Source organism: Oceanobacillus bengalensis (assembly GCF_003628445.1).
Lineage (GTDB): Bacteria > Bacillota > Bacilli > Bacillales > Amphibacillaceae > Oceanobacillus > Oceanobacillus bengalensis.
In genome coordinates this window covers 22,577-47,242 of record NZ_RBZO01000016.1, presented here as the reverse complement: position 1 = coordinate 47,242, position 24,666 = coordinate 22,577, and the positions used below count along the sequence as shown (strand labels likewise).

26 protein-coding genes and 1 riboswitch are annotated in these 24,666 nt (G+C 36.7%); of the genes, 21 read left to right on the top strand and 5 right to left on the bottom strand.

Annotation, left to right across the window (positions count from 1 at the left end; translation table 11 throughout):
* Positions 1–257: 257 nt before the first annotated feature.
* From D8M05_RS11265 to D8M05_RS11235, 7 genes are all read left to right on the top strand, one after another.
* Complete coding sequence (locus D8M05_RS11265; protein WP_121131833.1) at positions 258–1,193, top strand: ring-cleaving dioxygenase; 936 nt, start codon at positions 258–260, stop codon at positions 1,191–1,193.
* A 12-nt stretch (positions 1,194–1,205) separates the two neighbouring features.
* A complete protein-coding gene (locus D8M05_RS11260) occupies positions 1,206–1,814 on the top strand; it encodes a flavin reductase family protein (RefSeq protein WP_121131831.1) in 609 nt (202 codons plus the stop codon).
* 76 nt (positions 1,815–1,890) lie between these two features.
* Positions 1,891–2,835: a ring-cleaving dioxygenase gene (locus tag D8M05_RS11255; protein ID WP_121131829.1), complete on the top strand. Its 945-nt coding sequence runs from the start codon at positions 1,891–1,893 to the stop codon at positions 2,833–2,835.
* A 33-nt stretch (positions 2,836–2,868) separates the two neighbouring features.
* Entirely contained in the window at positions 2,869–3,855 is a 987-nt protein-coding gene (locus D8M05_RS11250; protein WP_121131827.1) for a ring-cleaving dioxygenase, read from the top strand.
* Positions 3,856–3,888: 33 nt separating this feature from the next.
* Entirely contained in the window at positions 3,889–4,491 is a 603-nt protein-coding gene (locus D8M05_RS11245) for an alpha/beta hydrolase (RefSeq protein WP_121131825.1), read from the top strand.
* A gap of 426 nt (positions 4,492–4,917) precedes the next feature.
* Positions 4,918–5,469 (top strand): NADPH-dependent FMN reductase, encoded by a 552-nt coding sequence (locus tag D8M05_RS11240; RefSeq protein WP_121131823.1) that lies wholly within the window; start codon positions 4,918–4,920, stop codon positions 5,467–5,469.
* 49 nt (positions 5,470–5,518) lie between these two features.
* A complete protein-coding gene (locus D8M05_RS11235; RefSeq protein WP_147405178.1) occupies positions 5,519–6,508 on the top strand; it encodes a coiled-coil domain-containing protein in 990 nt (329 codons plus the stop codon).
* A 61-nt stretch (positions 6,509–6,569) separates the two neighbouring features.
* Here the strand turns inward: D8M05_RS11235 and D8M05_RS11230 are convergent, their stop codons facing one another.
* Both D8M05_RS11230 and D8M05_RS11225 read right to left on the bottom strand, forming a co-directional pair.
* Positions 6,570–7,046 (bottom strand): hypothetical protein, encoded by a 477-nt coding sequence (locus D8M05_RS11230; protein WP_121131819.1) that lies wholly within the window; start codon positions 7,044–7,046, stop codon positions 6,570–6,572.
* 182 nt (positions 7,047–7,228) lie between these two features.
* Positions 7,229–8,077, bottom strand: coding sequence for a hypothetical protein (locus D8M05_RS11225; protein WP_121131817.1), 849 nt, complete (start codon positions 8,075–8,077; stop codon positions 7,229–7,231).
* Between the two features lie 498 nt (positions 8,078–8,575).
* Between D8M05_RS11225 and D8M05_RS11220 the strand changes: the two genes are divergently transcribed.
* Together D8M05_RS11220 and D8M05_RS11215 are read left to right on the top strand one after the other, a co-directional pair.
* Positions 8,576–9,040, top strand: a complete 465-nt coding sequence (locus tag D8M05_RS11220) for a glycine zipper domain-containing protein (RefSeq protein ID WP_121131815.1) — start codon at positions 8,576–8,578, stop codon at positions 9,038–9,040.
* Positions 9,041–9,157: 117 nt separating this feature from the next.
* Entirely contained in the window at positions 9,158–9,634 is a 477-nt protein-coding gene (locus D8M05_RS11215) for a GNAT family N-acetyltransferase (RefSeq protein ID WP_121131813.1), read from the top strand.
* 88 nt (positions 9,635–9,722) lie between these two features.
* Here the strand turns inward: D8M05_RS11215 and trhA are convergent, their stop codons facing one another.
* Entirely contained in the window at positions 9,723–10,373 is a 651-nt protein-coding gene (trhA, locus tag D8M05_RS11210; RefSeq protein ID WP_121131902.1) for a PAQR family membrane homeostasis protein TrhA, read from the bottom strand.
* A gap of 133 nt (positions 10,374–10,506) precedes the next feature.
* Between trhA and D8M05_RS11205 the strand changes: the two genes are divergently transcribed.
* The 4 genes from D8M05_RS11205 to D8M05_RS11190 all read left to right on the top strand — a co-directional run bounded on the left by D8M05_RS11205 (position 10,507) and on the right by D8M05_RS11190 (position 14,013).
* On the top strand, positions 10,507–11,079 hold the full coding sequence (locus tag D8M05_RS11205) for a DUF1836 domain-containing protein (protein ID WP_121131811.1): 573 nt from the start codon (positions 10,507–10,509) through the stop codon (positions 11,077–11,079).
* Positions 11,080–11,155: 76 nt separating this feature from the next.
* Positions 11,156–12,211 (top strand): M42 family metallopeptidase, encoded by a 1,056-nt coding sequence (locus D8M05_RS11200; protein ID WP_121131809.1) that lies wholly within the window; start codon positions 11,156–11,158, stop codon positions 12,209–12,211.
* A gap of 66 nt (positions 12,212–12,277) precedes the next feature.
* Entirely contained in the window at positions 12,278–13,282 is a 1,005-nt protein-coding gene (locus D8M05_RS11195) for an LLM class flavin-dependent oxidoreductase (protein ID WP_121131807.1), read from the top strand.
* A 122-nt stretch (positions 13,283–13,404) separates the two neighbouring features.
* Positions 13,405–14,013 carry a DedA family protein gene (locus tag D8M05_RS11190; protein WP_121131806.1) on the top strand — a complete coding sequence of 203 codons (609 nt, stop codon included), beginning with the start codon at positions 13,405–13,407 and terminating at the stop codon, positions 14,011–14,013.
* A gap of 93 nt (positions 14,014–14,106) precedes the next feature.
* Here the strand turns inward: D8M05_RS11190 and D8M05_RS11185 are convergent, their stop codons facing one another.
* A complete protein-coding gene (locus D8M05_RS11185) occupies positions 14,107–14,643 on the bottom strand; it encodes a cysteine hydrolase family protein (RefSeq protein ID WP_121131900.1) in 537 nt (178 codons plus the stop codon).
* 227 nt (positions 14,644–14,870) lie between these two features.
* Between D8M05_RS11185 and D8M05_RS11180 the strand changes: the two genes are divergently transcribed.
* The 5 genes from D8M05_RS11180 (at position 14,871) to D8M05_RS11160 (ending at position 18,392) form a co-directional block, all read left to right on the top strand.
* Positions 14,871–15,221, top strand: a complete 351-nt coding sequence (locus D8M05_RS11180; RefSeq protein WP_121131804.1) for a lmo0954 family membrane protein — start codon at positions 14,871–14,873, stop codon at positions 15,219–15,221.
* A 48-nt stretch (positions 15,222–15,269) separates the two neighbouring features.
* Positions 15,270–15,902, top strand: a complete 633-nt coding sequence (locus D8M05_RS11175) for a PspA/IM30 family protein (protein ID WP_121131802.1) — start codon at positions 15,270–15,272, stop codon at positions 15,900–15,902.
* Between the two features lie 93 nt (positions 15,903–15,995).
* Entirely contained in the window at positions 15,996–16,724 is a 729-nt protein-coding gene (gene liaF / locus D8M05_RS11170) for a cell wall-active antibiotics response protein LiaF (protein WP_121131800.1), read from the top strand.
* On the top strand, positions 16,721–17,767 hold the full coding sequence (locus D8M05_RS11165) for a sensor histidine kinase (protein WP_121131798.1): 1,047 nt from the start codon (positions 16,721–16,723) through the stop codon (positions 17,765–17,767). Before liaF ends, D8M05_RS11165 begins: the two co-directional genes overlap by 4 nt.
* Positions 17,760–18,392, top strand: a complete 633-nt coding sequence (locus D8M05_RS11160) for a response regulator (protein ID WP_121131796.1) — start codon at positions 17,760–17,762, stop codon at positions 18,390–18,392. Before D8M05_RS11165 ends, D8M05_RS11160 begins: the two co-directional genes overlap by 8 nt.
* 16 nt (positions 18,393–18,408) lie before the next feature.
* Here D8M05_RS11160 and D8M05_RS11155 read toward each other — a convergent pair whose 3' ends face one another.
* A complete protein-coding gene (locus D8M05_RS11155) occupies positions 18,409–19,428 on the bottom strand; it encodes an FUSC family protein (RefSeq protein ID WP_342772260.1) in 1,020 nt (339 codons plus the stop codon).
* Positions 19,429–19,779: 351 nt separating this feature from the next.
* Here D8M05_RS11155 and aceB point away from each other — a divergent pair, with 351 nt between their 5' ends.
* From aceB to D8M05_RS11140, 3 genes are all read left to right on the top strand, one after another.
* A complete protein-coding gene (gene aceB / locus D8M05_RS11150; RefSeq protein ID WP_379542937.1) occupies positions 19,780–21,354 on the top strand; it encodes a malate synthase A in 1,575 nt (524 codons plus the stop codon).
* On the top strand, positions 21,354–22,631 hold the full coding sequence (gene aceA / locus D8M05_RS11145; RefSeq protein WP_121131790.1) for an isocitrate lyase: 1,278 nt from the start codon (positions 21,354–21,356) through the stop codon (positions 22,629–22,631). The genes aceB and aceA overlap by 1 nt, the downstream gene beginning before the upstream one ends.
* 336 nt (positions 22,632–22,967) lie before the next feature.
* On the top strand, positions 22,968–24,209 hold the full coding sequence (locus D8M05_RS11140; RefSeq protein ID WP_121131788.1) for a C40 family peptidase: 1,242 nt from the start codon (positions 22,968–22,970) through the stop codon (positions 24,207–24,209).
* Between the two features lie 185 nt (positions 24,210–24,394).
* Positions 24,395–24,588, top strand: a riboswitch (cobalamin riboswitch).
* Positions 24,589–24,666 lie beyond the last annotated feature (78 nt).

Sequence of the window (24,666 nt, the reverse complement as noted above, 5' to 3'; positions counted from 1 at the left end):
CTTCTATTGGAATATATACTACCTCCTGCTAATTCTTGAATGTATAGAAGAAGTTCTTGATCATTTCAACCTCTAGTACGTTACCGATACGATAGATTCACGCATATGAAATGAAAAAAGGTTTGACAATGTGGAAAGTATTATGCAATAATATACTTAATTAAAGATAACTTAATTAATAACGTTTTAATTCATGGAAATATATAATGGTTAAATCAACATAATAATAAAAAGAATGAACGGGAGATTTTAAAACGATGAAGACAGCAGGTATTCACCATATAACAGCAATCGTAGGTCATCCTCAGGAAAACGTAGATTTCTATGCAAGTGTATTAGGATTAAGATTAGTTAAAAAGACCGTTAACTTTGACGATCCGGGTACGTATCATCTTTATTTTGGGAATGATGGAGGAAAACCAGGTACGATTATTACTTTCTTCCCGTGGGCTAACGCGTATCAAGGGAAAATTGGGGGAGGACAAGTTGGGGTTACTACGTACATCATTCCACCTGGTTCCATGGATTTTTGGGAAAAGAGATTAGCCAAATTCAATATTGAATTCTATAAAACAGAACGATTCGGAGAAACTTATTTAGAATTTGCGGATGTTCATGGTTTGCAATTAGAGCTTGTTGAAAGAGAAAAAGGCGAAAAAAATAATTGGACAATTGGTGATGTTACACCAGATGTTGGAATTAAAGGTTTTGGTGGAGCGATATTGTTATCTACGAATCCAGAGAAAACAGGGGAAACCCTTGGGGAAGTAATGGGTCTTGATAAAGTAGGACAAGAAGGTGACCTTGTTCGATTTAAAGCTTACGGGGAAATTGGTAATATTATCGATATAAAACAAACCCCACTAGGACGTGGACAAATGGGAGTAGGTACGGTACATCATATTGCATGGCGTGCAGAAGATGACAAGGATCATTTGGATTGGCAGGAACATGTGGCTAATCATGGTTATGGCGTAACGGCGGTAAGGGATAGAAACTACTTTAATGCTATTTACTTTAGAGAACATGGCGAGATATTGTTTGAAATTGCAACAGACCCACCAGGATTTGCGCATGATGAATCGTATGAAACAATGGGTGAAGAATTGAAACTACCAGCACAATACGAACAATACCGCGGGCAATTGAATCAGTCTTTAATTCCAATTGAAATAAGAAATTTGGATAAATAAGGAGGGGTTTCCATGTTATCCTTTGACCCAATAAATAATACAGAGCGGGAAAATTACAAACTGTTAATCGGTAGTATTGTTCCAAGACCAATTGCGTTTGTTACAAGTGTGGCGGAGGACGGCACAGTAAACGGTGCGCCATTTAGTTATTTTAATGTCGTTACTTCAAATCCACCAATGATTTCCGTTTCTACCCAGCGGAAAAATGGGGAATTGAAAGATACATCGAGAAATATTTTCGCAAATAAAGAATTTGTCGTACACATCGTTGATGAAGAAAATGTAGAGAAAATAAATATTACAGCGGCATCTTTACCACCTGACGTAAGTGAAATTGAAAAAGCATGCTTAACACTTGTAGAAAGTGAGAAGGTTTCTGTTCCTGGAATAAAAGAAGCCAAGGTGCGATTTGAATGCACCTTGGAGCACTCTGTAGAATTAGGTGATAATGACCAGGTTGGAGCAGACTTACTTATTGGTAAAGTAGTTAGGTATCACATCGATGAGGAAATATACGAAAGTGGAAGAATAAACCATGAAAAACTTGGGGCAGTTAGTCGTCTAGCTGGATCCAATTATGCGAAAATTGGTGATGTGTTTTCCATCGAGCGACCAGAATAGATTTGCAGAAGTGATTACGAAAGGGTTTATTTTAGTTTACATTACGATTCGTAATTTAAAAATGGAGGAATACCTTATGTACAAAATCCCAGGGCATCATCACATTTCAATGATTACAAAAAACGCAAATGAAAATAATCACTTTTATAAAAATGTGCTTGGTTTACGTCGTGTGAAAATCACAGTGAACCAAGATGATCCGTCAATGTATCACTTATTTTACGGAGATAAAACAGGTAGCCCAGGTACAGAACTAACATTTTTTGAAATGCCTTTAGTAGGAAACACATACCCTGGGACAAATGCAATTACGAGAATTGGATTACTCGTTCCAACAGAAGACAGTCTACATTATTGGAAAGCAAGATTTGAGGAGCACGATGTAGTGCATAGTCAGGTTACAACATACACCAATCGACCTGCTTTAAAATTTGAGGATCCTGATGGCCTCCGTTTGGTGCTACTCGTTTCAAATGGAGAAAAAGTAGATCACTGGGAAACGTGGGAAAAATCCGACGTTCCGGAAGAACATCAAATCGGGGGAATGGGTCCTGTGGAAATGACAGTGCGTAGGCTGGATAAAATGGCGAGTACCCTTACCGATATGTTTGGCTATACAGAAGTTAGCCGAAGTGAAAGAGAAGCGATTTTTCAGTCGATAAAAGGAGAAGTTTTTGGTGAAATCGTCGTGAAATATATGGAAGGACCTTCTGAAAAACCAGGGCGTGGTAGTATTCATCATTTAGCAATTCGTGTGAAAAACGACGAGGAGCTTAAGCATTGGGATGAACAAGTGAAACAAAGAGGCTTCCAGTCTTCAGGGATTGTCGATCGTTTCTACTTTAAGAGTTTGTATTTCCGTGAATCAAACGGAATTCTTTTTGAAATTGCAACAGATGGACCAGGATTTACCGTTGATGGAGATGTGGAACATTTAGGAGAAAAACTTGATTTACCGCCGTTCTTGGAAGAAAAGCGAGCGGAAATCGAAGAAAAACTCTCTCCTATTGTAGAGAAGTAATACTAAAAAATAAATTTTTTGGAGGAATTTAAAATGAATCACCTAAAAGGAATGCACCATGTTACAGCAATTACAAGTAGCGCAGAAAAGAACTATGAATTTTTTACTTATGTTTTAGGAATGCGTTTAGTGAAGAAGACAGTTAACCAGGACGATATTCAAACGTATCACCTGTTTTTCGCAGACGATAAGGGGAGTGCGGGAACAGATATGACGTTCTTCGATTTCCCTGGAATTCCTAAGGGTGAGCATGGAACAAATGAAATTTTTAAAACATCTTTCCGTGTACCGACCGACGCAGCATTAGACTACTGGGTAAAACGCTTCGATCGTGTAGAAGTGAAGCATACAGGTATTAAAGAAACATTTGGTGTGAAGACACTATCATTCGTTGATTTCGATGACCAACAATATCAATTGATTTCTGATGAAAATAATAAAGGTGTTGCTTCAGGTACACCATGGCAAAAAGGGCCAATCCCTTTAGAATATGCAATAACAGGACTCGGACCAATTCATGTTCGTATTAAAGAATTTGATTATTTTAAAGAAGTATTAGAAAAAGTACTTCTATTTAAAGAAATCGCACAGGATGGTTCACTGCATTTGTTTGAAGTTGGTGAAGGTGGAAATGGTGCACAAATATATGTGGAGAAAAATGTAGTTTTACCTCCAGCACGTCAAGGATATGGTACCGTGCATCACGCAGCATTCCGTGTAGAGGACCGTGCTGTCTTAGAAGAGTGGATTGAAAGAATGAGTAGTTTTGGATTCCCTACATCTGGTTATGTGGATCGTCACTTCTTTGAGTCATTATACGCAAGAGTTGCACCACAAATTTTATTTGAATTTGCGACAGATGGACCTGGTTTTATGGGAGATGAATCGTATGAAACGCTTGGGGAGAAGTTATCTTTACCTCCATTCTTAGAGCCTAAACGTGAAGAAATAGAAAAATTAGTTCGTCCGATTGAAACAGTAAGAAGTACAAAGGAAATTGAAAAGGAATATGAAGCGTAAGAACGAAATAAAACAAGAAAAGGGGAATAATCAATGAAGCATATTTTCAGAAAAGGTAATAATCCATCGAAACCAACATTACTATTATTACACGGAACTGGAGGCACGGAGCAAGACCTGCTACCACTTGCGGATAAAGTCGATCCAGATGCAAACGTATTAAGTGTGAGGGGAAATGTTCTAGAGAATGGAATGCCACGCTTTTTCAAGAGACTCGCAGAAGGTGTTTTTGATGAAGAAGATTTAGTTTTCCGTACAAAGGAATTACATGAATTTCTAGATGAAGCTGCGGAAAAGTATGAATTTGACCGTAACAATATTATTGCGATCGGATATTCAAATGGTGCAAATATCGCAGCAAGCCTGCTATTCCATTATCAGGATGCATTAAAAGGAGCGATATTGCATCATCCAATGGTTCCAAGAAGAGGGATTCAATTACCCAATTTATCAGATAAAAATGTATTTATTGCAGCAGGTACGAATGATCCAATTTGCCCTGCTCAGGAATCAGAAGAACTAAAATCCTTGTTGGGAGATGCAGGTGCAAGTGTAGAACTTCATTGGGAAAACAGAGGTCATCAGTTGACGTTTAGCGAAGTAGAAGCAGCTGGTAAATGGTATCAGAATATATAAAACGAAAATTCTCGCTATTAACTTGGAGGCAAGTTAATAGCGAGTTTTCTACTAGAAAATATGAAGTAATCAGAATTGCAGTAACCACACTAAAATCCATTTCTTGTTACCTGTACGTACTATTTTTATCGAAGTGTTTAATCCAGAAGAGATTCGGAGCTTTCTACACCAATCTGTTCGGATACTACATGTAAAGGAAGCTCAAAAAATGATAAATGAATGGTCATCAAGTTAACGTCAATTCCCATGTATAATGGAATGGAGGGAGAAGTTTAATGTGAAGTAGTTTAAAAAATATCTTGTCGGATTCGAACAATGACAGCAAAAAAAACTTTTTCTCACAAAATAATTGTAGTATATAAAAATAAATTAGTAGAAAAATACCACTGAAGTTTGTTCAAATAAAACCTAGGATGGTGAGTTTAAATGACAAAAGTTGGTATTGTAGTTGGTAGTTTACGTAAAGAGGCATTCTCTAAACAAATTGCAGATAATGTGGCTGGCTTATTCCCTAGTGGATATGAAACAGAGTTTGTTGAAATTGGAAATCTTCCCTTATTTAATCAGGATTTCGAAGGTGATCTGGGAACTCCTGCTGAATACACAACATTCCGTAACACAGTTAAGGGGCTAGACGCATTTTTATTTGTAACACCTGAATATAATCGTTCTATACCTGGCGTACTGAAGAATGCATTGGATGTAGGGTCCCGTCCTTATGGGGAAAGTGTATGGAATGGTAAGCCTGCAGCAATCATCAGCCAATCTCCAGGTGCGATTAGCGGATTTGGTGCAAATCATCATTTACGTCAGGTACTTACTTTTCTAAATATGCCAGTTGTTCAGCAACCAGAAGCATATATTGGCAACTCAGCAGAATTATTGGATGGCGGCAAAATCACAAATGAAGGAACCGTTCAATTTTTACAATCCTTCGTTGATACGTTTGTTGATTTAATCAAGAGACATAATGCATAAGCTCTTTCAGTTAGGTGCTTTCCTATATTTAGGGAGGCATCTTTTTAAATTGAAACAAAGTATCCTCCTCATTCGTACGTATAATAAAGGGGTGGAGCAATTGTTAGATACATTAAATGAAAAGATGGTTTTTATAAAAGGGAAACGAAGAAAGAAGCACAAGTGGGAAGTGCAGTTAGAAGATTATCAAGATGAGCTAATAGGAATAGAGCAGGAAATAACAAACTTGACGGTAAAACTAAAATCTGAGGAAAAAGACGTGAAGAAGTTAGAAGGGATCGGGATAACCAATCTAATCCAGACTCTAATTGGTAAAAAGTATGAGAAAATCGAAATAGAAAAACAAGAAGTCGTGGCTGTGCAATTACAGCTAGAAGAAGCGAGGAAAACGAAGCTGGAAATTGAGGAATCTATCGTTACATTAATAGATAGATTAGAATCGGTATCTGGTGTTGAAGAGGAATACCAAGCGTTGATTACATTAAAAACGGAAAAGTTACAAGGGAATAATGCTGCTTTTCGTGAAAAATTATATGAACTGAGTGAAAAAGAAGGGGACACAGGAGCTTATGTTGAGGAGCTAGAAGAAGCACTGGAAGCAGGAAATACAGTTATCGATGCATTGAACCAGGCCATAGCATCTTTAGATGAAGCAGAATCATGGGGAACATTTGACTTATTTGGTGGAGGAGCATTGTCTTCGGCAGTAAAACATGATTACATCGATAAAGCTACAGAACATATTCATGTTGCTCAGGGCAGAATGCGTCATTTTCAAAAAGAGTTATTAGATATTGATCAAACGGCACAACTACAAATTGATATTTCTGGACTCTTAAAATTTGCTGACTTTTTCTTCGACGGATTTATTGTAGACTGGATGGTTCAAGAAAGGATTTCTGAATCTCTTGAAAATATTAAGAGTCAAAAATCCACAGTTACCGCTATTTTAAGAGAATTAGAGGAAGAAAAAGAAGAGAAAGAGAATGAACATACATTGATTATCGAAGAAAGAACACGATTGATTGAAGATTATTGAAAATGTAAAAACAAACTTCTTTCATATAGCGAAAGAAGTTTGCTTTTGAATGAGATACACACTATTTCAACATGTCCTTGTATTCATCTAATGGGTACTCAGCAGAGACAGTAACACCATCTAATATAAGTAGTGTGCTATTTAGTGCTTGCTTTTTTACTTGTTCAAAATTAACATCGTCCTTTATTTTATACGAAACATGAAATGGAGCCTCTTCACCAGGTTCAAAATAGCCTCTTGAGCCGCTACCCATCGGTTGCATTTTCTTGTATTTTGTATTTGGTTCCATTTCCATTAATGTAGCTAATTCATCATTTGGCCTGACAACAAACTCGATTCCGAATGGATGTTGTCCTGGATAATCGAAGTCGCTCTCAATGGGTTTATCACCTGTGTTTTCCAGTAAGAAGTCATAGCGCAGGCTACCTTCTGACTTAATAATCGTTAACTCTATGTCCAAAACTTCAAGGTTCTCTGCTCCTTCAAATCCAGTTAGAAAAGGCAGAGCTATGCATATTAAGATGAAAATTCTTTTCATGGAGTCCTCCTAAAATTTGGTATTTCCCTTATTATTTGGGAGTGTGTAGAAAATATACGTTTGTTTTTATTTGAATATGGTGACCGAATGACTATGATTAATTAATAATACCAAGGACCTCAAAGTTAATTATCCTTGAGGTAGAGGCATTGCCTTGAAAGGTAAGTCTCCTAGCTAGAGATTTACCTTTTAATCATTTGATTAAACCAATTATTCACTTTTTGATAGTAGGTTTTGTCTTTCCACAAAAGGAGCGTACTTATTTCTCCTTCTTGTGTTACAAAGTCCTGAAACATACAATCTGCTATATAGTAGGCTAGTCTGGTGTAACCAAAAGTTTTCCCACCATTAATAGAAAACCACTCTTTGAATATTTCATTACTTGTTTTCTCTTTCATTACGTCATGCCAAAATCTAGTAATTAATTCAGTATGATGTTTTCGAGCAAACTCTAGCCATCTAGATCCGTCACTTTTATAAGAAAAGTAGATAGATGGATGCAAACCAGGTAATATCTGTCTAGAGAAATGGGTAGCTGCCCCTTCTTGTAATAACCAAACATAAGGATGTTCCCATTGCATTGTTGTCCAGTCAATATTGTGTTGATCCGAAATAATGTTATGTGCGACATGGCCAAATTCATGGGCAATAATGACCTGCAGGGGATCCTTCTCATGGGTTAACCTTTCCATAGCAAACGTTATATCGGGTATGAATTTTCGATTTGTATAGGCATTGGACCCATAAGCTCCGACAATAAGATTAATATCGACTGGGAAGGATAGTTGATATTTTTTTTCATAAATTTGAACAACATTTTTGATTAGACTACCAATTTGATTATATACGATTTTAATTGAATGTTTGTCCATGCTATATTTATCAATGGCTTTAGCTAATCGTTCATTATTATCTGTACAATGTCTGGAGAAATAATAATCAAAGATTTCTGGGTACTGATGATAATAGTTTCGTAAGCTTTCTATCGTAGGATTTATCGGAAAAGATGGATATGTATCTACAATTCGCAAAATAGTAACGCCCCCTTCACTGTATAATTCGATATTTAACCAATCATTCCCTGCCTTGGTACCTAACGAAATATCTAGATAAATAATGCCGTTAATGAGAAATAAAGAACGAACTTAAATGCGGAATATAATATTCTGAAAATATATATAATGGTGATTGGATACTATGTTAAAATAATCAGAGAAAGAGACTTATAACTTTATCTTAAGAACAGCAATCACAAAAACCGATAAAAGAGAGAATAAACAAGACTTCTTCAACTGATCCAATTTCCAGAATAGTGGAAAATAAGAAAGTGGAAACCTTGTTTTTATTTTTGTAACGTAATCATTATTAACTTTATCGGGGGTGAACGGATGGATATTAGTATAATCGTAGCCATTTTTGTGATTTTTTTAGTTGTCTTAGGTGGCAGTTACTATCATAAGAAAAAGAAATAAAATGATGAGTGTTTATGGTATCTACATCCTGGGAGTAATAATGGAGGAGGCCGAGCTGTGGAAAGTCAACGAGTTGAAAAACTAAAAACGATTCTTGAGGAATTTAGAAATACGGTTGATGAGAAAGATGCTAGAAAACTTGAATTAGGAAAGTGTAATCGAATCATTCAAAAGTTGGGTTCTTTTTCATCCGAATGTGAAGAATGTTTTCAACACTTTATTGACTTAGAAAACCATATCATACAACTTGTAGATAAGGTAGATGAACTTATAGAAAATGATGTTAAACATCATAAACAAAAAATAGATAACATTAGTTCTCATTTACAGAAACAACACAAGTTAGTAACAAGTGGGTATTATCTGAGTATATATATGTCTATTGGCACGAGTTTAGGCATCGTATTTGGATTACTTATATTTGATAATATTGGATTAGGATTACCACTCGGAATGGGAATTGGTGTAGCAATTGGAGCAGGTTTAGATGCAGATGCTAAGAAAAAGGGGATGACCTTGTAACTTATGGGTGTCGTAGCAGATGAAAAAATAAGTTTGTTATGATTGAATCTTATCAATCTAAAGAAGGAGTGGCACCCTTAATGCAGAGCAAGGCTTCTTAAATGGAGGGGGATTTTATTGGAAATGAAGTTAGAAAAAGCAACAAGTAATGATGCAAAGTCAATTTTTGATATGCAGCTCAATGCTTTTCAGCCATTGTTGGAGAAATATAAGGATTACGATACTAATCCAGTAAATGAAAGTATTGAGAGGGTGATTACGAGAATCAATCATCCTAGTGGTGGATTTTATAAAATAATTGTGGATCGTACACTTGTAGGTGCTATCTGTATTTTTGGGGAAAAGGATGAACAATTTTGGATAAGCCCAATGTTTATTGATCTTAATTACCAAGGTAAAGGGATTGCTCAAAATGCTATGAAGTTGCTCGAAGAAATGTTTCCTCAAGCAACTAGTTGGGAGTTAGCCACTATATTAGAAGAAAAAAGGAATTGTTATTTATACGAAAAAATGGGATACAGCCAAACAGGGGTTACTAAAAAAATAAATGATAATACTACCCTTGTTTATTATAAGAAGCTAGCTAAACAGTAGAAAAAGTAACGATTTTTAAATTAGGAGTTACCTCACTATTGATAGAATCAATCTATCTATTAAAAACTAGATCATAATGGTGCGTTTTTTATAGCACATAAACATAAATACAAATAAAGTGAAACAAGCTTCCGAACAAAATAAAAATATGAAAAATCTCATGGAAGCCCCAGTTTCTAAATTGAAGGAACTTCGGCTTGAAACCATAAATGATTCCACCTAAAGTATATGCAGCTCCACCTAAGATTAAAAATGTCATTCCACCTACACCTAATGCTGGTGCTAATTCACCGCTGAAGAAAATGATAAGCCAGCCTAGCCCAATGTAGATGGCAGTAGATAACCATCGTGGTGCGTTAAACCAAGTTAATTTGAAAGTCACGCCAAGTAAAGCTAGTCCGTTTACCACAAAAAATAATACCCATCCCAAGGTTGTACCTTTTAACGTAATTAAACAAAAAGGCGTGTATGTTCCTGCAATCAAAACAAATATCATCGAATGGTCGATTTTTCGTAAAAATGCGATGACACGGTCCTTTGCAATGACCATATGATATGTTGCTGATGAGGAGTATAGTAGAATCATGCTAATTCCGAAAATGATGACAGCAGTTATAACTAAAGCGGAATTCGTTGTCGTTGCAGCTTTTACAATTAGTGCAATCAGGCCAAATAGTGCTAAAACAGCTCCTATTAGATGTGTCCATGTATTAATCGGTTCTCGGATATGTGTATTCAATGTCATCAACCCTTCACTTTGTTATGTAGTTTTGAAAACTATATAAACATCATATATGTATATCACCATCTAGTCAAGGTTTACTTTGAACTTTCGTTTACGTATAATAAAAGAAAAAAATGGAGTTAAGAAAATGGAAAACATACATGAATTAATAGAGAGTCTTCATTTAGATTCGTATTTAACGATAGATGATATTCCAGAATTGGATTTATATATGGATCAAGTCATACAGTTATTTGAAAGGAAATATGCGGATACGAAGCGTAATGAAGAGGAAAAAATTTTAACGAAAACGATGATCAATAATTATGCGAAAGGAAAGTTGTTTTTCCCAGTAAAGAATAAAAAATATACGAAAGAACACATCATGCTAATTAGCATGGTCTATCAAATGAAGAGCGCACTATCAATAAATGACATAAAGAAAGTACTAGATATAGCAAATAATGATACATTTGATTTAGAAGGCTTGTATAAAAGTTATGAGAATATAAGTGAGAATAATGTTAATCGTTTTAAGGAGCAAAGCTTGCAAATTAATGCAGAAGTAGCAGAAGAAGTATCAAGCGATGAGGAAGACATGTTGTACAAGAAACAGTTGTTAATGGTGGCATCCTTCACACATATGAGTAACGTATACCGAAGAGCTGCTGAAAAAATTGTAGACCAAATGGAGGAAGGACAGCAGTCGAAAAAAGAGTGAAGAAACGGCAAAGTTGTTACACTCGTTTATTAGAGATAAAATAAAAAGAAAGAAAAGTTTGAGAGGAGTTTACATGATGAGTACATATCCAAATGTGAATGCGACAAAAGAGATGATTAAGGAACTAGTATCCATTCCTAGTCCATCAGGTAATACAGAAAAGGTGATTACTTTTGTTGATGATTATTTGAAGGAATTAAATGTGGAAACCAAACGTAACCGTAAAGGTGGGTTAATCGCAACGCTACCTGGTAAGAATAATGATGAACATCGGATGTTAACGGCCCATGTGGATACATTAGGCGCGATGGTAAAGGAAGTAAAAAGTAATGGTCGTCTTCGCCTAGATTTAATCGGTGGTTTTCGTTATAACTCGATTGAAGGGGAATACTGTGAAATCCATACGACAAGCGGAAAGACGATTACTGGTACGATTTTGATGCACCAAACATCTGTACATGTGTATAAAGATGCAGGTGATGCAAAACGCGATCAGCAGAACATGGAAGTGCGTATTGATGCAAAAGTGGAGAATGCAGAAGACATACGTGCGCTCGGAATTGAAGTTGGTGACTTTGTTTCCTTTGACCCACGTGTTCAAATTACAGATAATGGTTTTATAAAATCTCGTCATTTAGATGATAAAGCAAGTGTTGCTATTTTATTGCAATTAATTAAACGTTTAAAAGAAGAAAACATTACCCTTCCATATACAACAAACTTCTTGATTTCCAATAATGAAGAAATTGGTTATGGTGGAAATTCAAATATTACTCCCGAAACGATTGAGTATTTAGCAGTTGACATGGGTGCAATGGGGGACGGACAGTCCACAGATGAGTATACGGTTTCCATTTGTGTGAAAGATGGAAGCGGTCCATACCATTATGGATTACGTAAAAACTTGGTCCAGCTTGCGAAAGGAAATGATATTGGCTTTAAGCTTGATATCTATCCATACTATGGTTCAGATGCATCTGCTGCCATTCGTGCTGGGCATGATATTGTTCATGGCTTAATTGGGCCTGGGATTGATTCATCCCATGCATTTGAAAGAACACATGAAGATTCCTTGAAACATACAGAGAATCTACTATATCATTACGTACAATCAGAAATGGTTTCCGTATAAGTTAGAAAACACGAACGAACTTACCCGCTCTGGTAGGTTCGTTTTCTTATAAAGGAGTTATAACAAATGAAATTAAGTATCTTAGACCAAGCCCCAATTTCACAAGGAAGATCAGCGAAGGAAGCATTAGAGGCAACGATTGAACTTGCACAGCTTGCAGATAAATGGGGTTACAACCGATACTGGGTAGCTGAGCATCATGATTTAGATGGTCTAGCATCTCCAGCTCCTGATATTTTACTTGGAATCATTGGATCTCAAACGAAGAATATCCGTATTGGTTCTGGTGCAGTGTTATTACCAAATTATAAACCATATCATATCGCAGAAAAGTATAATCTGTTAGCCACCTTATATCCAGGGCGCGTTGACCTAGGGGTAGGGCGTGCGCCTGGTGGTTCTGCGGAAACATCGATCGCACTAGCTGGTAACTTCTTGGAAAAGGTTCGCAACTATCCAGAATTAATTGATGAGCTTATTCACTTTTTAAAAGCGGATTTCACGGAGGACCATCTATTTTCTAAAGTCTCTCCAACACCTGTCCCGTCCATCTCACCTGTTCCATGGGTCCTAGGTACAAGTGAGAAAGGTGCTCTACTTGCTGCTGAAAAAGGATTACCATATGTGTTTGGGCATTTTATGAGTAACGAGAATGGACCAGAAATTGTACAAAGGTATAAAGAAAATTTTGCAGGAGAAAATCCACAAGTATTTGTAACGGTGTCTGTTATTTGTGCAGAAACAATGGAAGCAGCTGAAGAGCTTGCCCTGAGCAACCTTGTTTGGAAAGTGTTGCAAGGAAAGGGAGAAGGGAAAGACGGCGTTCCGACGATTGAGGAAGCGAAGAAATATATGTTTACAGGGGAAGAAAAGGATACAATGAATAAGATGAAACAAAATCAAATTATCGGAGATCCTGTACAAGTTAGAACCAAATTAGAGAACCTTCAGGCGACATATAACATTGATGAATTCATGGTTGTGACAATTACCCATAGCTATGAGGCAAGAAAAAAATCCTATGAACTTATTGCAGATGCTTTTCAAGTAAATGATTCTTCATTCACTTGATTCGAGACTAGTTAGACTGCGGCCTTTCTATTACTAATGGGAAAACCAAAAATGTTTCATAATACGATGCATGATATACTATATTAGTATAGACAAGTCTATGATAAAGCATGGAGGTTAGTATGCAGGCATGGGTTACAGAAACAATGGAGCAGTTTGGCTATGTTGGGATATTTCTTATGATGGCATTAGAAAATCTATTTCCACCAATACCATCTGAAATTGTTCTTCCGTTTGGCGGATTTATGACGACATATTCTGAATTAACAATTATAGGAGTGTTACTAGTAGCAACTGCAGGTTCCGTTGTAGGTGCGATTATACTCTATGGCGTTGGTTTAATGTTAGATGTGGAACAGTTAGAGAAAATTGTAGATCGTTGGGGTCGTGTGTTACGTATCAAAAAGAAAGATATTTACAAAGCTGATGCATGGTTTGATAAGTATGGGTATTGGACTGTATTTTTCTGCCGGATGGTTCCTTTAATTAGGAGCTTAATTTCTATTCCAGCGGGCATGACCAATATGAAATTTGGACTTTTTCTCCTTTTTACTACAATGGGGACGGTTATTTGGAATACGCTATTAATTATGGTTGGGGCTACGTTAGGTGCAAACTGGGAGTCGGTTCTTCAATTTATGGATGTTTATTCGGATGTGACATATGCGGCCATTGCGATTGGAATTGTCATTTTTATCGTTTTATATAAGAAAAGAAGAAGGAAATCATAAAAAAGCAGGGATACCATCTAATTGGAAGTGGAATCCCTACTTTTTTTATGTGAAGTTCCGGAAGTTGAATATAGATACGTGGAGAACTAAACGTTAATTTGTCACCTTGTACCCTTCCTCATACTCCTCATAGTCTAGCACCTGTATTACATTTGACCAATGCAATGCAGTTCCTACGAAGTCTCGGATATCGAGTCCTTTCATTTCATAGGTATCCTCATCATTAACGGTGCCTGTTGCATCTTCAATAAAAGTCACTTTATATCCCCTGTCAAAAGCGGCAATTGCTGTGAACATACAACAAAATTCTGTATTAAAACCTGTAATGAATACATGATTTACGCCTAATTTTTCAAGGGTAGTGGATAAATCTGTTTGATAAAATGAACTGGGCGTTTTTTTCAAGGTGATGTGGTCTGCGTAATCTTTGAGAGAGTGATGTAATTCTGAGGTGTCTGCATTTTTGTAAAATGGACTGTCCTCATTGTTATCAATATTACGGACAAAAATGACTGGTTCACCTTTTCCTTTGAAATCCTGAATGATTTCTTCAATAGTAGATATTTCTTTTGTGAAGTCTCCTGAATGAATAATTGTATTTTGTGCGTCGATAACGAGTAGTGCCTTCATCATTTCATTCCCCCTTGCTATCTTTATTCAACATTTTCTTCCTTTTTTCTGCAATGTCTCCCATTTCAACCTAATATCTACTGGAAAACAATCTCTACCCTCTTCAAAAAACAGTACTACTACCAAATAAGCCTCAAGCCCTAGTCAAAAATATAGCTCAGGCTCATTATAATGAACCCGTAATCACGGTAAGATGAAATCAAGATAAAGAAAGGAGGCAATCACATATGAGAAAATTTATGTTGTTTGTAGGAGGGTTAGTAGCCTTATTAATTTTGTTAGCTAACATTGGCCCGATGGTTTTATTAGGACTAGGTGTTTGGTTGCTATATGTTGTCTTTAAGAAGTTTGTAAAAAGTGATTCAACATCTGGGAAAGTTGGATGGGTAATTCTAGGCTTGTTTGTACTAGGAATGGTCCTATCAAATATTTACTCGATTATCGGGATAGCAGCAGCTTTTGTGCTTTACTATGTTTATAAAAATTGGAACAAAGAAGAGGACCCTATTGTTCAAGTTGTGGATAATGATGATCCATTCACGAACTTTGAACGTGAGTGGGCAGAATTAAATCATTAATAATAAATGAAGAAGCGCCTCTATAGCGCAAAAAAGGAGAGATTTATTATGGCAAATATTTTTACAAGAATGGTAAATTCAATCGAAGCGGATTTACATGATGTGTTGGACAAGAAGGAACAAAAGAACCCAATCAAGTCATTAAACCAATATTTAAGACAAGCAGAACAAGAAACAGAAAGGGTTCGTAAGTTAATTGATCGTCAATATAGGTTAAAGGATGAATTTACAAGAGAATTTCATAAAGCAGAAGATTTTGCTGAAAAACGCTTGAAACAAGCTCAGATTGCAGAAAGAGCTGGTGAAACGGAGATGCATGCATTTGCAATGAAGGACTATGAAGAATACAACACAAGAGCGAATAACATGAAAGCCTCCCGTCAGATAGCAGTTGAACAATTAGAGGAATTAGAGCAAAAATATGAAGAAATGAAGCATCGTTTAAAAGATATGCATTTACGAAGAATGGAGCTAATGGGACGTGAAAACATTGCGCGAGCACATCACCAAATGAATCAAGTGTTTGACAATGTTTCAGAAAAACCATTTTCTAAATTTGCTGAAATGGAACGTTACATTGACGACTTAGAGTATAAAGTAAACAGTTCCTATTACAGAAGCACATTTGATGGTAAAATTGCTAAGCTTGAGAAGGAAATGAAAGAAGAAAAGGCGAATTAAGTCTATATGTAGAATAATGAAAAAACATGGTATACTAGTACAGGCACTATTTATAGTGCCTGTACGTCTTACATAAAAAAGGAGGATGCCTTCATGTTCAAGCGATTTAAAACAGACACATTTAATTGGATATTGATTATTGGAGTGATCCTCCTTATCTTTGAAATTATCTTTTTTTATGGCGGAAACATTATTAATGCCGTTTTTTGTGCAATAATTATGTTTGTAGGTTGGAAAAACTTTCATCAATTATGGGGTAAAATTGTCTTTTGGATTTTCCTTATTAGTTTTATTTTCGCTGTATTAAATATTTTTGCTGTTCGTTTTCTCGTAGCTGCAGCCCTTGTTTTGTATGTTATTGATTATTCGAAACAAAAGAAGGGGGAGGATGTTGTAGCACCGACACTTCCCAACTCGGAAGGAATACAAGGAACAGTGACTCGAATTGAGCCGCTCTTTGATCATAAGCTTTTTGAAGATCAAAAAACGAAGGATACCGCATATGGTTGGCGTGATGTAAATATTCACGGGGCATTTGGTAATAGAATCATTGATTTAAGTAACACGGTGTTACCGAATGATACAGCAGTTATTTCCATCAGGCATTTTTTGGGGAAAATTGAAGTGTATGTTCCATATGACGTGGAAGTGAGCATTCATCATAGTTCCGTTTTTGGTAGGGCACATATCCTTGGGAAACATCATCAGAAGTTGATGAATAAGTCTTTGTTGTATCAAACGGAACATTATGATGCAGCAGAGACACGCGTGAAAATAATCACCTCCATCTTCTCTGGAGATATCGAGGTGAAGCGAATATGAATATTATACTTCGCCATACATTTTCTGCCATCCTTTATTCGCTTTTATTAGCACTGATTTCAATTGGAATTACCTTCCTATTTTTTCCAGTGGGTGATTGGACATCTGTATGGAAACAGGAAATTGGTAACGTTCCGTATGTTGTGTGGATTTTTATTTCCGTAATCATGCTTGGTACAGTATTTGGAATAATAATTGGTTTATACTGGAAGCAAAGGCTTGATTATGTGCAGCGTAACCTGGATGAATTGGTGAAAGGAAACAAACTTAAGGCAGATGATGAAGGTGCTTATAAGGAATTAGAAAATATTGAACAAATAATGAATGAATTACAGGATAAAATGAAGAAGCAGGTCGAATATTCGCAGCGTTTGGCAACAGAACGTGCAGAGGAGCGGGAGAAAAGCCTTCAGGAAATTGTCGTGCAAGAACGAAATCGACTTGCTAGAGAGCTCCATGATTCTGTAAGTCAACAATTATTCGCTGCTTCCATGATGATGTCTGCTATTAATGAAGCAAATCTACCACAAGATGCCTCCATGAAAAAGCAATTACAAATGGTCGAGAAGATGATTCATCAATCCCAGCTGGAAATGCGAGCATTACTATTGCATTTACGTCCTGTGGCATTAAAGGGAAAATCGCTACAAGAGGGCATAATGGAGTTAATCAACGAATTAACACAAAAAGTACCAATGGAAATCAAGTCCAAAATCGAGGAGTTTCCAGTTGATAAAGGGATTGAAGACCAGCTTTTTCGAATTTTGCAAGAATCGTTATCGAATACGCTCAGGCATGCAAAGGCGACAACGCTGAATGTCATGTTAATTGAACGAGATGAAACGATTATTTTGCGGGTTGCAGATAATGGCATTGGTTTTGACATGGAACAGATGAAGACTGGTTCATATGGGCTAGAGAACATGCGTGAAAGAGCATTTGAAATTGGTGGGACATTTAAAATTATTAGTCTTCCAAATCAAGGAACACAATTAGAAGTGAAAGTACCGATATTACGGAAGGGGGATGAGGAAAATGATTAAAGTATTATTTGCAGATGATCATGAAATGGTTCGAATTGGTGTATCTGCCTATCTATCTGCACAACCCGATATTGAAGTGGTAGCGGAAGCGGATGATGGGCCACCAGCTGTAAAACTAGCTTTGGAGCTTAGGCCTGATATTATTCTTATGGATTTAGTCATGAAGGAAATGGATGGAATCGAAGCTACACGGAAAATCATTGAAAAGTGGCCAGAGGCAAAAATTATTATTGTAACAAGTTTTCTTGATGATGAGAAAGTATATCCTGCACTGGAAGCTGGTGCAACGAGCTATATGTTAAAGACTTCGAAAGCGGAGGAAATAGCGAAGGCAATTCGTGCAACTTACGGGGGACAATCGATTTTAGAGCCAGAAGTAACAGGGAAAATAATGACCCGTATGCGCACAAAAGATGTAGTGGATTTACATGACCAATTAACGGAAAGAGAAAAGGAAATTCTCCTTTTAATTGCACAAGGGAAGAGCAATCAGGAAATTGCTGATGATTTATTTATTGCTTTAAAGACTGTAAAAGTTCATGTGAGTAATATTTTAGGGAAACTGGAAGTGCAAGATAGAACCCAAGCAGTAATCTATGCATTTAAACATAGGTTGGTGGAATAGTAGAACGTATATTAGGTTATTCAAAATACTGTTCCACCAACTCATATATAGAAAGTAGTTCATATAGAATAATTAACTCCGGCGGAAATTTTGTCGGATGTTTTGTTTTTTTGGACGTAATTTCTATATTATCTTCCCAGAAAATCTCCATTATTTGGTTTTGAAAATGCTGATGTCTTTTTTTACTGTAGCTTTCTGGATGATGTAAGACTTGAGTCAGCAAGTCAACAGAAGAAAGAATCAAAGAACGTTCATCATCTGTCCATGATAATTGTTCAATCGGTGCATGATGAAGGTTATCAATGTGATCATGGATCAGTCGTAGAATCTTTAGTTTTTCTTGAATAACATTGAATTTCTCTTTATCATGTCCTACAAGCGGATGAAGTTTTGCTTCTTGTTTTTGATATCTACTTAGTAATTCTGTCTTCTGAATTTCCTTCTCTAAGTCCTTCAACAACTCGCTATCCTTCCCTAAATGTTTTCTATCACCCTTAAAGATTCGATGGAAAATGCTTTCAATAGAAATAGCTGTTTGCTTTCCGATATGGTTGACATGTCCTGCAATTTCCTTTCGATAATCTGGTGGTAATATGAAAAAGTTCACAAGAGTTGAAACGCCAATACCAATTGTTGTAGTCCCTAATCGGATGAAAAATGAAATGAGCAAGTTCGTATGGATAACCTCTATCATAGCAACAGATGTTAGCGTTGCTACTAATAAACCTGCATGTAATTTTAGCTTAAAACAGGTAGTAATTGTGAAAACAGCTGCAAGTGCATATGTAATAGCTGAATTGCCAAACAATGCAATAAATAATACAGCATAAGCTGAACCGATTGCTGAAGCAGGGAAGCGAACCATCCCTTTACGAATGGAATCTGTTACTGTTGGCTCAATTGTTACGATAGCAGTTATTACTGCAAATACTGGTGGCCAACCTAGAATCGTACAAAGCCATGCAGTTAGAAAAACAGATACACCTGTTTTAACAACTCGGCTTCCAACAAATCGAAAATGTCTCAACTGCCTCACTCCTTCCACTGTGAATCCTTCTCTATTCTCTTACAACAAAAAAATATTTTCAATCTTTTTTAAAAAAGGGTTGCATTTTTAGAAAATAACGAATAGACTGTATTATAACAAAAGAAACAACAACAAAACTGTTATATAAAAACGAAGGAGGCAATCATATGGAAAAAGTGTGTAGTTGTCCAGAATGCGGCAAGGAAGTGGATGCAAAAAGTTTTATAATGGAATGTGAGTATTGTCTTTCTAAAAAGGAAGATTAATTTTTTGACCATACTGTTATATAACAAAATTTTTAATTTATGTTGTATAACATAACAGAGGAGTGGGGAAATGCTAAGAAATGCTGTAATAAAAATGGAAACGGAACAGAAGTATGAAGGGGTACTTACAGAAGGGGCTTTAGCGTTTTTAGAAAAGCTGCATCTTCATTTTGATGAACGAAGAAGAAATTTACTAGAATTAAGGAGAAACTTGCTCCAAAGTTTAAACGAAGGAAAAAAACTAGACTTTTTGACAGAAACAAAGGCCATACGCGATGGGAATTGGCAAATAGACCCCTTGCCGAAAGACCTTCAGGATCGGCGGGTTGAAATAACCGGACCTGTCGATCGGAAAATGATCATTAATGCACTTAATTCGGGTGCAAAAGTATTTATGGCAGATTTTGAAGATGCTACTTCTCCAACTTGGGAAAATGTGATGCAAGGACAAATTAATTTGCGTGATGCAATTCGTAGGGAAATAGATTTTGAAGCAGTGAATGGAAAAAGCTATACCCTTAATGAGGAAACGGCAGTATTAATGGTTCGTCCACGTGGATGGCATTTGGAAGAAAAGAATATCATTATAGATGGAAAGCCGATGTCAGCGAGTTTGGTAGATTTTGGACTTTATTTTTATCATAATGCTAACGAACTGTTGAGACGAAATACAGGGCCTTACTTTTACTTGCCAAAGCTAGAAAATCACCTTGAGGCACGTCTGTGGAATGATGTATTTGTTTTCGCACAAAATGACTTAGGTTTGTCTCAAGGGACGATTAAAGCAACCGTTTTAATCGAAACGATCACAGCGGCTTTTGAAATGGATGAAATCCTATATGAATTAAGGGAGCATTCTGCAGGGCTAAATTGTGGAAGATGGGATTATATTTTCAGTTTTATTAAGAAGTTTCAGTGCAATCCGAGCGTTATTTTACCTGATCGTTCTGTTGTTACGATGGAGGTTCCATTCATGCGTGCCTATTCATTGTTAGCGATAAAAACATGTCATAAGCGAAATGCACCTGCTATTGGTGGGATGGCAGCTCATATTCCAGTAAAGAACGATGATAAAGCAAATGAAATAGCATACGGGAAGGTGCGGGCTGATAAGGAGAGAGAAGCAAAGGACGGTCATGACGGAACATGGGTCGCTCATCCGGGAATGGTGCAGTTGGTTAAAGAAGTGTTCGATAAGGAGATGCCGACACGGAATCAAATTCACCGGAAACGAGACGATGTACATGTGACAGCTGAAGATTTGGTTGAAATTCCTCAAGGACAGATTACGGAAGCAGGTCTACGAACAAATATTAATGTAAGCATTCTGTATACTGCTGCATGGTTAGATGGTCGTGGTGCTGTACCAATCAATCATCTAATGGAGGATGCGGCAACTGCTGAAATTTCAAGAGCGCAAGTATGGCAATGGATTAGAAATCCCAAAGGCATATTGGATGATGGAAGAAATATCGATTTAAAAATGGTTGAGCATATCATGTCGGAGGAGCTTACTGCAATTAAAGAGCACGTTGGTGAAGTTGAATTTACGAATGGAAGCTACCAAAATGCTGCGAATATCGTTCATCAATTGGTGAAAAAAGATGAATTTGAAGCGTTTTTAACAATACCCGCATATGAGCAATTAATAAAAGGAGGAAATAACTAATGGCAATGAGTCGAGTAGATGTGTTGAAAAAAGAATGGGATAATAACTCAAGATGGATGGGGACCCTAAGGCCTTATACAGCGGAAGAAGTGATTCGACTACGTGGTTCAATTGACATCGAATATACGCTTGCAACAAGAGGAGCAATGAAGTTATGGAATCAAATTAATGGGGAAGGATATGTTCATGCGCTTGGTGCATTAACAGGAAATCAAGCAGTACAGCAGGTGAAAGCAGGGTTAAAAGCAATATACTTGAGTGGTTGGCAAGTAGCGGCAGATGCCAATATGGCTGGGCAAATGTATCCAGATCAAAGTCTGTATCCAGCAAATAGTGTCCCACAAGTTGTCAAGCGAATTAACCAAGCATTGCAACGGGCAGATCAAATTCATTATTCTGAAGGGAAGGAAGACATTGACTGGTTTGTGCCAATTGTTGCAGATGCAGAGGCTGGTTTTGGTGGGCAGTTAAATGTATTTGAACTAATGAAATCCATGATTGAATCAGGAGCAGCTGCTGTTCACTTTGAAGATCAATTGTCATCAGAGAAAAAGTGTGGGCACTTAGGTGGGAAAGTTTTATTACCAACACAAAATGCGATTCGTAATTTAATTGCAGCTAGATTCGCTGCAGATGTAATGGGGACACCGACAATTATTATTGCTAGAACAGATGCGAATGCAGCAGACTTAATAACAAGCGATGTAGACCCATATGACGCACCATTTATTTCTGGCGAACGAACGGTGGAAGGATTTTATCGAACCAAATCTGGCATTGATCAAGCAATTGCACGTGGATTAGCATATGCACCTTATGCAGACCTAATTTGGTGTGAAACTTCAGAACCAGATATGGAAGAGGCAAAGAGATTTGCTAATGCAATTCATGAAAAGTATCCAAACAAACTACTAGCATATAATTGTTCTCCATCTTTCAACTGGAAACAGAAGTTGAAAGACGAGGAGATTGCTAGCTTCCAGAAAGAACTAGGTGAAATGGGATACAAATTCCAGTTTGTAACATTAGCAGGATTCCATGCATTGAATCATAGCATGTTTGAGTTAGCACGGAAATACAAAGATAAAGGCATGGCAGCATATTCTGAATTACAACAAGCAGAATTTGCTAGTGAAGAACACGGCTATTCTGCTACACGCCACCAACGCGAAGTTGGGACTGGGTATTTTGACGAAGTGGCACAAGTTATTTCAGGTGGAACCTCTTCTACCACAGCATTAAAAGGGTCAACAGAGGTAGAACAATTTACGAGTTAATGTAAGAAAAGTGGAAGCGCTCGTCTAGGGATGTACGAAGGTGAGGAAAGTCTCGCTAGGCCCTGGATGATGATCCTATCCAATATATCAAAAGTACTATACAAAAAATTGCTTGTTCTCTCATGAGAGCAAGCAATTTTTTTGTAAAAGAAGTCGATAAATGTCATTTTTGAAACATAATTGTAACATAACTATAATATGTGTGAAATTTTGTAATGGTATACTACGGATGTTAAGTAATAGAAAACATACTTTTAATCTATTTTACCCAATACTTGAAGACTATATACAAAATATACATATAAATTGAGTAATATAATCGGAAGCGAGGACATAATGATGAAAAAGACAATTATTACACTTTCTACTGTTGCTATTATAGGATTCGGTAGTCCTTTATTTAGTAACAATGTACATGCTGAAACAAAAGCTGATTTACAGGCTAAACAAGAACAAATTCAAGAGGAACGTGCACAGGTGAAAGCAAATCTATCAGATGCGGAAAGTAAAATTGCTGATATTTTAATAGACCTTGGTGGACTTGAAGATGAAATAAAGCGTGTGAATGAAGCGATTAAAGAAAACGAAAAAATGATGGAACAGGCAGAAACCGATATTACTGACACACAATCGGAAATTGATTCATTAGAAGAAGAAATTGTTGTATTGGAAGAAGCAATTGAAAAACGATACAATATTTTAAAAGATCGTGTTGTTTCTTATCAAAAAAGTGGTGGATCAATTAATTATCTAGAAGTAATTTTTGGTTCAGAGAGTTTTGGAGATTTTATTAGTCGTGTAACAGCTGTAAATAAAATTACAGAATCTGATACAAACTTAATGGAACAACAAGAAGCTGATAAGGCCGAAGTTGAAGAAAAACAAAATGATCTTCTAGTAAAACTTGATGAGCTAACTGAAATGAAAGTTGAATTAGAAGGAATGTTAGCTTTAATCAATGACCAAAAAGAACAAACAGAATCCAAAATGGATGAATTAAATGATAAAAAAGAAGAATTTGTGGCTCTTAAAGACGAGTTAAATATGGAAGATAGCAAACTAGCATCACTAGAAGCGGATGTAAAACAAAGCTTATCTGCATTAACCGAACCAGCTAGAAACACTCAAGTTGCTAGTTCATCTGACTCTTCTGGTGGGGAGCTAACAACTCTAAGTGAAAGTTCTAGTTCAAGTAGCGCTCCAGCAAGTGGAAATCTTAGTACGATTATAAATGCTGGATATGCACATCTTGGAACACCTTATGTTTGGGCTGGAAAAGGACCAGGTGGATTTGATTGTTCTGGATTCGTATCATGGGCATTTGCTCAAGGCGGAATTTCCATTCCATCAAGTACTTCAGGATTACAAGGTGTTGGTTCAAAAGTGTCATATAGTGATGCAAAACCTGGTGATATCGTATTTTTCAACACATATAAAACAAATGGACATGTTGGTATTTATCTAGGTGGCGGTAAATTTATTGGCGCACAAAACTCTACTGGGTTAGCAGTTGCTGATATGAATAGTGGCTATTGGAATGATCACTTTGCTGGACACGTACGTCGTGTAGCGAAATAATAGATTCATAGAAAAATCCATCCTTTTGTAGGGTGGATTTTTTGTTGTGGGCTTTTTTCAAAAGCTAGCTTTTTTATAGTTGATATAAAATGTGCAGTAAGTATATGGTGATTTCCGCTATTTATAGTTGATACAATATTACTAATTTTTGACATTCTACGCCAAATTTATTAGACTGTAATTAATTGAATACGAAAAAGATAGGTTTGATTTGTCTTGCATTAGGACAAATCATTAAAAGGGAAGACCGGTTAAAATCCGGCGCGGTCCCGCCACTGTAATGAAGAGCTTTCTATTCATATACCACTGTCACAAGATGGGAAGGTAATAGAAGGTGATGACTCTAAGCCAGGAGACCTGCCTATTCTTTTACGCCATTCAACCTACGAGGATAGGGAGGTGTGTGAACGGATTAGGTATTTATGGGTTTGTTACATATCATCCGAAATACGGCACA

Coding starts and splice junctions, on each gene's coding strand:
- D8M05_RS11265 (WP_121131833.1), top strand. CDS start 258: ATGAAGACAGCAGGTATTCACCATATAACAGCAATCGTAGGTCATCCT.
- D8M05_RS11260 (WP_121131831.1), top strand. CDS start 1,206: ATGTTATCCTTTGACCCAATAAATAATACAGAGCGGGAAAATTACAAA.
- D8M05_RS11255 (WP_121131829.1), top strand. CDS start 1,891: ATGTACAAAATCCCAGGGCATCATCACATTTCAATGATTACAAAAAAC.
- D8M05_RS11250 (WP_121131827.1), top strand. CDS start 2,869: ATGAATCACCTAAAAGGAATGCACCATGTTACAGCAATTACAAGTAGC.
- D8M05_RS11245 (WP_121131825.1), top strand. CDS start 3,889: ATGAAGCATATTTTCAGAAAAGGTAATAATCCATCGAAACCAACATTA.
- D8M05_RS11240 (WP_121131823.1), top strand. CDS start 4,918: ATGACAAAAGTTGGTATTGTAGTTGGTAGTTTACGTAAAGAGGCATTC.
- D8M05_RS11230 (WP_121131819.1), bottom strand. CDS start 7,046: ATGAAAAGAATTTTCATCTTAATATGCATAGCTCTGCCTTTTCTAACT.
- D8M05_RS11205 (WP_121131811.1), top strand. CDS start 10,507: ATGGAAAACATACATGAATTAATAGAGAGTCTTCATTTAGATTCGTAT.
- D8M05_RS11200 (WP_121131809.1), top strand. CDS start 11,156: ATGAGTACATATCCAAATGTGAATGCGACAAAAGAGATGATTAAGGAA.
- D8M05_RS11195 (WP_121131807.1), top strand. CDS start 12,278: ATGAAATTAAGTATCTTAGACCAAGCCCCAATTTCACAAGGAAGATCA.
- D8M05_RS11190 (WP_121131806.1), top strand. CDS start 13,405: ATGCAGGCATGGGTTACAGAAACAATGGAGCAGTTTGGCTATGTTGGG.
- D8M05_RS11185 (WP_121131900.1), bottom strand. CDS start 14,643: ATGAAGGCACTACTCGTTATCGACGCACAAAATACAATTATTCATTCA.
- D8M05_RS11180 (WP_121131804.1), top strand. CDS start 14,871: ATGAGAAAATTTATGTTGTTTGTAGGAGGGTTAGTAGCCTTATTAATT.
- D8M05_RS11175 (WP_121131802.1), top strand. CDS start 15,270: ATGGCAAATATTTTTACAAGAATGGTAAATTCAATCGAAGCGGATTTA.
- liaF (WP_121131800.1), top strand. CDS start 15,996: ATGTTCAAGCGATTTAAAACAGACACATTTAATTGGATATTGATTATT.
- D8M05_RS11165 (WP_121131798.1), top strand. CDS start 16,721: ATGAATATTATACTTCGCCATACATTTTCTGCCATCCTTTATTCGCTT.
- D8M05_RS11160 (WP_121131796.1), top strand. CDS start 17,760: ATGATTAAAGTATTATTTGCAGATGATCATGAAATGGTTCGAATTGGT.
- aceB (WP_379542937.1), top strand. CDS start 19,780: ATGGAAACGGAACAGAAGTATGAAGGGGTACTTACAGAAGGGGCTTTA.
- aceA (WP_121131790.1), top strand. CDS start 21,354: ATGGCAATGAGTCGAGTAGATGTGTTGAAAAAAGAATGGGATAATAAC.
- D8M05_RS11140 (WP_121131788.1), top strand. CDS start 22,968: ATGATGAAAAAGACAATTATTACACTTTCTACTGTTGCTATTATAGGA.